Raw genomic sequence first — 428 nt, forward strand, 5'->3', positions numbered from 1 at the left:
GCAGGCGGTGCGACACAAAAGGGTAATGAAATCTGGGTGCAATCAATCACTTTTGATAATAGTTGGGGTATTCCTATGGGGAGCCTTGGTTGTTGCTGGCAAAGTGCCGGTAAAACAAGTGGTGTTTACGATCAAAAATTCCCAGAAAAAGTCGCTGTTGAATGGTTAGATAAGTCAGAAAATAGAATTTACTACGGTGAAGTGGCAATAGATAAAAGTGGCTATAAGTTTGCAAATAAGTTACCTCGATTTAGTTACCATACAGGCGAAGTAGAAACTGATATTTACCCATATTTAATAGTTGGTATGGGTGAATCAGGTGAGATAAAGGTTTGGGTTTCAAATACACCATCAGCGGGGTTTACAGGTCGCGTATTACACGAACTTGGTTCAGGACAAGCCCAATGGCGTGAGAATAAGTAGTAAAG

1 protein-coding gene is annotated in these 428 nt (G+C 40.7%); it reads left to right on the top strand.

Annotated elements, in window-relative coordinates:
• A partial coding sequence (locus tag H5232_RS23665; protein ID WP_259398603.1) for a DUF2931 family protein occupies window positions 1-423 on the top strand: 423 nt, incomplete at its 5' end.
• Between the last annotated feature and the right edge of the window lie 5 nt (window positions 424-428).

This window comes from Pseudoalteromonas sp. SG41-5 (assembly GCF_014164495.1).
In the GTDB taxonomy this organism is placed as follows: Bacteria; Pseudomonadota; Gammaproteobacteria; order Enterobacterales; family Alteromonadaceae; genus Pseudoalteromonas; species Pseudoalteromonas rhizosphaerae.